At 62.2% G+C, this 6,892-nt stretch carries 8 protein-coding genes; all 8 read left to right on the plus strand.

All coding sequences use genetic code 11. The features are described from left to right. Positions 1-232 precede the first annotated feature (232 nt). From KGB27_RS30465 to KGB27_RS30500, 8 genes are read left to right on the plus strand one after another with little or no spacing between them, the layout of a single operon-like run. The gene (locus KGB27_RS30465; protein ID WP_008043032.1) at positions 233-1,435 is read left to right on the plus strand and encodes a PepSY-associated TM helix domain-containing protein; all 1,203 of its coding nucleotides are present in this window, start codon (positions 233-235) and stop codon (positions 1,433-1,435) included. Beyond that, positions 1,432-1,974, plus strand: a complete 543-nt coding sequence (locus KGB27_RS30470; protein WP_008032641.1) for a hypothetical protein — start codon at positions 1,432-1,434, stop codon at positions 1,972-1,974. The genes KGB27_RS30465 and KGB27_RS30470 overlap by 4 nt, the downstream gene beginning before the upstream one ends. Then, positions 1,971-2,300, plus strand: a complete 330-nt coding sequence (locus tag KGB27_RS30475) for a hypothetical protein (RefSeq protein ID WP_008043034.1) — start codon at positions 1,971-1,973, stop codon at positions 2,298-2,300. The genes KGB27_RS30470 and KGB27_RS30475 overlap by 4 nt, the downstream gene beginning before the upstream one ends. Next, positions 2,297-2,869, plus strand: a complete 573-nt coding sequence (locus KGB27_RS30480) for a DUF6162 family protein (RefSeq protein ID WP_207285779.1) — start codon at positions 2,297-2,299, stop codon at positions 2,867-2,869. The genes KGB27_RS30475 and KGB27_RS30480 overlap by 4 nt, the downstream gene beginning before the upstream one ends. Before the next feature lie 35 nt (positions 2,870-2,904). Next, positions 2,905-3,831 (plus strand): metal ABC transporter substrate-binding protein, encoded by a 927-nt coding sequence (locus KGB27_RS30485; RefSeq protein WP_008043036.1) that lies wholly within the window; start codon positions 2,905-2,907, stop codon positions 3,829-3,831. Beyond that, complete coding sequence (locus tag KGB27_RS30490) at positions 3,828-4,664, plus strand: metal ABC transporter ATP-binding protein (RefSeq protein WP_223557335.1); 837 nt, start codon at positions 3,828-3,830, stop codon at positions 4,662-4,664. Before KGB27_RS30485 ends, KGB27_RS30490 begins: the two co-directional genes overlap by 4 nt. Next, positions 4,664-5,563, plus strand: coding sequence for a metal ABC transporter permease (locus tag KGB27_RS30495; protein WP_003226663.1), 900 nt, complete (start codon positions 4,664-4,666; stop codon positions 5,561-5,563). Before KGB27_RS30490 ends, KGB27_RS30495 begins: the two co-directional genes overlap by 1 nt. Next, positions 5,564-6,466: a metal ABC transporter substrate-binding protein gene (locus KGB27_RS30500; protein WP_223557336.1), complete on the plus strand. Its 903-nt coding sequence runs from the start codon at positions 5,564-5,566 to the stop codon at positions 6,464-6,466. It begins immediately after the preceding gene. Positions 6,467-6,892 lie beyond the last annotated feature (426 nt).

Consider the following 6,892-nt stretch of genomic DNA (forward strand, 5'->3'; position numbering starts at 1 on the left):
GAGTAGTTTGAATGACACACCGCTATCGCGAGCAGGCTCACTCCTACAGGGTTTTGCGTTCGCAGGAATACGAAACATTTACTTTCATATCGAGGTTCGGGATTTCTGATTCTCATTCGTCTTATATAGATGCAGGCGGTTCGCGTAGGCAAAAGCCACGACCGCACTTTTCATGGACCCCACGCTGGGAAGCCCGCAGCAGAGGCCCTCTCATCGATACAAGACCTTAATCATGTCGAAGAAATCCCGCTCAAAACTCTGGTTTCTGGTCCACAGCTGGCTGGCCCTGCCCATCTGGTTTTTTGTGCTGATCGTCTGTGTGACCGGCACGCTGGCGGTGATCAGCCAGGAAATCGTCTGGCTGGCCAACCCGCAAATGCGCGCCAGCCAACCTTCCGATGATGCGCCGCTGTTGAGCTATGACCAGCTCATCGCCGCGATCAAGCAGGCCGAGCCGCAGATCCTGGTCGAAAGCATCAGCCGACCTGACGAAACGCATTTCGCCCTGGACGTGGAAGTGACCTACCCCGACGGCCGTTCGGTGGTGGTCTACGTCAACCCGTACAGCGGCGTGATCCAGGGCACGGCTCCGCAATTCAACTTCAGGGCCTTCACCCGCGCCTTGCATGGTTGGTGGCTGGTGCCGTTCACCAATGGCTACAGCTGGGGCTGGTACCTGGTGTCGTTTCTCAGCCTGCCGCTGCTGGCTTCGCTGATTACCGGGCTGGTGGTCTACAAGCGCTTCTGGAAAGGTTTTTTGCGACCGACCCTGCGCCTGCGTCACGGCGCGCGGATTTTCTGGGGCGACTTTCACCGCCTCAGCGGCATCTGGTCGATCTGGTTCATCGCGGTGATTTCCGTCACCAGCACCTGGTTCCTGATCGAAGCGTTCATGTTCGATAACCAGATCACGATTTCCACCGCCCCGGTGGCGCCGGTGGTCCCGCGTGAGAGCGTGCCCCTCACCGCCGACGGCTCGCCGGCACCGATGATCAGCCTGGAAACGGCAATCCGTGAAGCGAAGGCACGCATTCCCGGCCTCGAAGACAGCTTCATCAGCCTGCCCGCCAATGCCTACAGCTACCTCTCGGTGGGCGGCCGCAGCTGGTATCCGCTGATGTTCCAGACTGCCGAAATCAACCCATATACCGGCGATGTCGCCGTGACCCGCCTGCTTTCGGACCGCTCGGGGCTGGAGCTGGTGACCGAATCGATGCGGCCACTGCACACCGGCGATTTCGGCGGGCTCTGGATCAAGCTGATCTGGTTCTTCTTCGGCCTGCTCCTGAGCATGATGGTCCTCAGCGGCCTGCTGATCTGGACCAAGCGCACTGCGTTGGCCACCGCTAACGCCCTCAAGCGCAGCAACAAACGTCCTCGCGCTGCCGATGCCACTCATGTCACGAGCCACGACACCACGGAGGTCAGCCAATGAGCCTGTTCGCCGCCGAAAAACCGGGGTCCAGACTGAGCCGCTTCTGGCACAAATGGCGCTTCCACATCAACGTTTTGCTGTTGCTGGTGCCGCTGGGTTTCATGCCCAAGTACTTTGCCGATGCCGCGCTGTTTCGCGGGGACACCGGCCTGGGCGAGCGGGAAATCGGTGAAGTTCAGGTGGGGCCGTGGAGCCTGCGCCTGGCGGAACTTCGCAACGAAGCACCGCGGCCCGATGGCCCGGCCGGTTACATGAAGAGTTTCAACGCGGCGCTGTGCGACAGCTGCCGCGAGCAGGTCAAGGCGACTTACCTGCGCATCGGCAAACCGCGCAGCCTGCGCGCCGCCGGGGTGATTTTCTTCGGCACGCCCTACCGCATGGGCGCCATGCTGCCGATCCCGGAAAAGACCAAGGCCGACGCCGAGCTGTGGATCACCATGGAGGGCTGGGACGGCGCGATGCATCAAGCGTCCATCCCGCTGAGCCAGGCATCCCCCGCCACCCTCGAGTGGCTGAACAAACAAGGAGGCAAACCATGAGCAACGCATTTCGCCCTCTCCACGCCGCTTTGCTGGTGCTGTGCGCCGGCTTCAGCGCCAGCGCCCTGGCCCACAACCCGATGTGCGAGTGCAAGGCCATCGACGCCGAGCAGATCCAGTGCACCGGCGGTTTCTCCGACGGCAGCGGTGCACCGGGCGTGACCCTGGATGTGATCGGCTACGACGAAACCATCCTGGTGCCGGGCAAGCTCGGTGCCGATTCCAAATTGACCTTCAAGAAGCCCAGCGCCGAATTTTATGTGCTGTTCGATGCCGGTCCCGGCCACGTCGTCGAGATCGACCAAGCGGACATCCAAGCCCCATGAGTACGCCAACTACCCATGTCGTCCGCCCGGCAGGTGCCGGCCATGAAACCCTGTATGTATTGCTGCTGTGCCTGATGATCCTGGCGGTCGCCGGTTCGGTGGTCGCCTGGCGCCACGAGTCCCAGGAAATCAGCACCGTCAGCAGCCATCAACTGGATGCCCGCCGCGACCTCAGCGCTTCCGAGCAAGGCATCTACGCCGACCTGCGGGTGACGCTGGACGAGATTCACCTGCTGCGTCAGGAACAGCAAACCCTACCGACACCCGAAGCCCTGGCGGACGAAGGTTTTGCGCCGTTTGCCCAGGACGCCAGTTCCGTCAGCCGTGGCGCTCATGCCTGGCAATTGCTCGACGCCAAGGCGTATTTCGGCCAGAGCCAGTCGTCCGCCGTGGCCGGTTCGTTTCTGATGCGCCTGACTGCCGACGACGATGCGCCAGACATCTGGCTCAACCGTGGCGCCGACCTCAAAGCCCCGGCCGACCTCACGGACGCCGCGCTCGAAAGCGCTGGCTGGCAGCAGATCGTCGCGCAATTCGATGCCGGCGTGACCCGCCAGCACCGGCACTGAACCCTCGCCTTCACCCGAGAGAAGACCGCTTTCCCATGCCTATTTCATCTCAACGTTCATTCTTGCGGCCGCTGCTGATCGGCCTGCTTGCCTTGCTGCTGACGCCACTGGCCAGCGCCGACGAAGCCAAGCGCCTGCGCATCGGCATCACCCTGCACCCTTATTACAGCTACGTGGCCAACATCGTCGGCGACAAGGCCGAAGTGGTGCCGCTGATTCCGGCCGGCTTCAACCCGCATGCCTACGAGCCCCGCGCCGAAGACATCAAGCGCATCAGCGGGCTGGACGTGATCGTGCTCAACGGCGTCGGTCATGACGACTTCGCCGACCGCATGATCGCCGCCAGCGAAACGCCGAACGTGGCCGTGATCGAAGCCAACGAAAACGTACCGCTGCTGGCCGCCACCGGCGTAGCCGCGCGCGGTGCCGGCAAAGTCGTGAACCCGCACACTTTCCTGTCGATCAGCGCCTCCATTGCCCAGGTCAACAACATCGCCCGGGAACTCGGCAAGCTCGACCCGGCCAACGCCAAGACCTACACCCAAAACGCCCGCGCCTACGGCAAACGCCTGCGGCAGATGCGCGCCGACGCCCTGGCGAAACTGACCCAGGCGCCGAACGCCGAACTGCGTGTGGCCACGGTTCATGCGGCTTACGACTACCTGCTGCGCGAGTTTGGCCTGGAAGTGACGGCTGTGGTCGAACCGGCCCACGGCATCGAACCGAGCCCGAGCCAGCTGAAAAAGACCATCGATCAACTGCGCGAACTGGACGTGAAAGTGATTTTCTCGGAGATGGATTTCCCCTCCACCTACGTCGAAACCATCCAGCGTGAATCCGGGGTGAAGCTGTACCCGCTGTCGCACATTTCCTATGGCGAATACACCGCCGACAAGTATGAAAAGGAAATGACCGGCAACCTCAACACCGTGGTTCGGGCGATTCAGGAGTCTGGCCAATGACCGCTAAAGAAACACTCAGTGAGTCCCCGGTGGGAGCGAGCCTGCTCGCGAAGGCGTCGGGTCAGCCGACATCATCGTTGAATGACACACCGCTATCGCCGGCAAGCCGGCTCCTACAGGGGGCGGGGCCGACGCTGGATTTTGCGGAGGTCAGTTTGACCCTGGGTCGCACGACGATCCTTGACCAGGTCACCTTCCAGGTTCAGCCCGGCAGCGTGCATGCGCTGGTCGGTCCCAATGGTGGCGGCAAGAGTTCGCTGATCAAGACCCTGCTCGGGCAGATGCCGCATCAGGGCCGCTTGAGCCTGCAATGGCCCGGCGAACCCGGCACCATCGGCTACGTGCCGCAAGCGCTGGAGTTTGATCGCGGCTTGCCGATGACCGTCGACGATTTCATGGCCGCGATGTGCCAGCGACGCCCGGCGTTCCTCGGGTTGAGCAAGCATTACGCGGCAGCGATTGGCGAAGCGCTGGAACGGGTCGGCATGCAGGACAAGCGCAAGCGGCGCATGGGCGCCTTGTCCGGAGGCGAGCGTCAGCGCGTGTTGCTTGCACAGGGACTGATCCCGGCGCCGCAATTGCTGGTGCTCGATGAGCCGATGTCGGCCCTCGATGAGGCGGGCATTCAGGTGTTCGAACGGTTGCTCGGCGACTGGCGTCAGAGCGGGATCACCGTGCTGTGGATCGAGCATGATCTGGAAGCGGTCGGGCGTCTGGCGGATCGCGTCACCGGGCTCAATCGCCGGGTACTGTTCGATGCCACGCCGAAACAGGCGCTGACTCCGGAACGTTTGCTGACCCTGTTCTCGACCCATCCACGGAGCGCTGCCTGATGAGTTACGAAGCCTTTCGCTTGATGGTTCAGGGCTGGGCGTCTTCGGGCTATCTGCCTGAGGCGCTGGCGTACGGATTTGTGGTCAATGCGCTGCTCGCCGGCTTGCTGATCGGCCCGGTGCTGGGTGGCCTGGGTACGCTGGTGGTGGTCAAGCGCTTTGCGTTTTTCTCCGAAGCGGTGGGTCACGCGGCGCTGACTGGCGTCGCCATCGGCATTCTGCTTGGCGAACCCTACACCGGGCCCTATGGCAGCCTGTTCGGTTACTGCCTGCTGTTCGGGATATTGCTGAATTACCTGCGCAACCGTACGGGTCTGGCGCCGGATACGTTGATCGGCGTGTTCCTGTCGGTGTCGCTGGCGTTGGGCGCGAGCCTGCTGTTGATTCTGGCGGGCAAGATCAACGTGCACATCTTGGAGAACGTGTTGTTCGGTTCGGTGTTGACCGTCAACGGCAATGACTTGCTGGTGCTGGCCATCGTCGGTTCGCTGGTGATGGCGCTGGCCTTGCCGCTGTACAACCGCATCATGCTCGCCAGTTTCAACCCGCAACTGGCAGCGGTACGTGGTGTGGCGGTGAAGACCCTGGATTACCTGTTCGTGATTCTGGTGACGCTGATCACCGTGGCGGCAGTGAAAGTCATCGGTGCGATTCTGGTCGGTGCGCTGTTGGTGATTCCGGCAGCGGCAGCGCGGTTGCTCAGCCAGTCGCTCAAGGGATTCTTCTGGTGCTCGGTACTGATCGCCACGGTCAGCACGCTGTGCGGGATTCTTGCGCCGATTGTGTTCGACCTGCCGATCCCGTCCGGCGCCGCGATCATTCTGGTGGCCGGTATCGCCTTCGCCCTCGCCGCCATTGCGCGCGGCGTCGTCCCAAGCCTGAAAGGGAACCTCGGATAAATGTCATTTTCTCTGCGTCAACTGACCCTGGCCGTCGCCCTGTGCGGGCTGGTCAATACCTCGTTTGCAGCGGACAGCGCCAAACCGTTGCATGTGCTGGCGTCCTTGCCGATCACTTATGGTCTGGGCGAAGTACTGCTCAAGGGCACCAACGTCAACCTTGAACGCGCGGCGCCGGCGAACCTGCCTGGCAGCCGTCAGACGGCTTACTTCACCGGGCGCGGCGCACCGGCATTGGCCAAACTGGCGACTGACGCCGATGCGGTGATTGGTCTTCGTTCGTTGTGGGCGGATGATCCGCTGTACCCGATCGCCCGGCGCAGCAATATTCGCATCGTCGAAGTCGACGCCGCGCGCCCGGTGGACGGCGCCCTGCCCGGCATTGCCGTGCAGCCGGGCAACAAGGTCGATGGCTTGAACAGTCAGCCGTGGTTTTCCAGCAACAACATGGGGCGCATGGCGGATGTGATGGCGGCGGACCTGGTGCGCCTTGCTCCTGCTGCAAAGCCTGTGATCGAGGCCAACCTTGCGACACTGAAACAGCGCTTGCTCAAGTTCAGCGCCGACAGCGAAGCGCGGCTGGCCAGTGCTGACAATCTGAGCGTGATGAGCCTGAGCGATCACTTTGGTTACCTGATTGGCGGGCTCAATCTGGAACTGATCGGTCTCGATGCGCGGCCCGACGCCGAGTGGACACCGGAGGCGCTGAAGCAATTGGGTGTGACGCTCAAGGACAATGACGTGGCGGTGGTGTTGCATCATCGGCAGCCGTCGGACGCGGTGAAAGCGGTGATTGCCGAGGCCGGGAGCCGGTTGGTCGTTTTGAGTGTGGACGCGGCGGACCCGGTGGCTGAACTGGAGGGGAATGTGGATTTGGTGATCAAGGGGTTGAGTGGGGTTTAGCGTCGGCTGGACCGCATGATCATTCTCTACGGTGGGCGTTACACAAATCCCCTGTAGGAGCTGGCTTGCTAGCGATGGCGGCCTGATAGCCGACCATTTTCTTTCAGGTGTACATATCCATTGCTGCGGTTACGGCCACTATTGGTTTCGCTCTTACAGCGAGTCACTTGGAAGAGCCCCAAGTAACCAAGGGCTCTTGCCCCTTTCGTTCGGTGGCTCGCTAAGGCTCGCCATGCCCTCGCTCCGGTCCTGCTCCGTGGGCCCGCCGCCATCGGCCATCCATGGCCGGGGGCGGCTAACCCGGCATCCATGCCGGGTTGCCCACTGCGCAGAACCTCCACTCGGCCTCTCGAGGGGGCGCTCAGATCAAAAGCTGAAGGCGAGCTAACGCTCGGCCTGATGAGTGGTGAAAATCAAAAGCGTACG

The sequence above is a fragment of the Pseudomonas sp. BF-R-01 genome (assembly GCF_019946615.1).
Taxonomy (GTDB): Bacteria; Pseudomonadota; Gammaproteobacteria; order Pseudomonadales; family Pseudomonadaceae; genus Aquipseudomonas; species Aquipseudomonas migulae.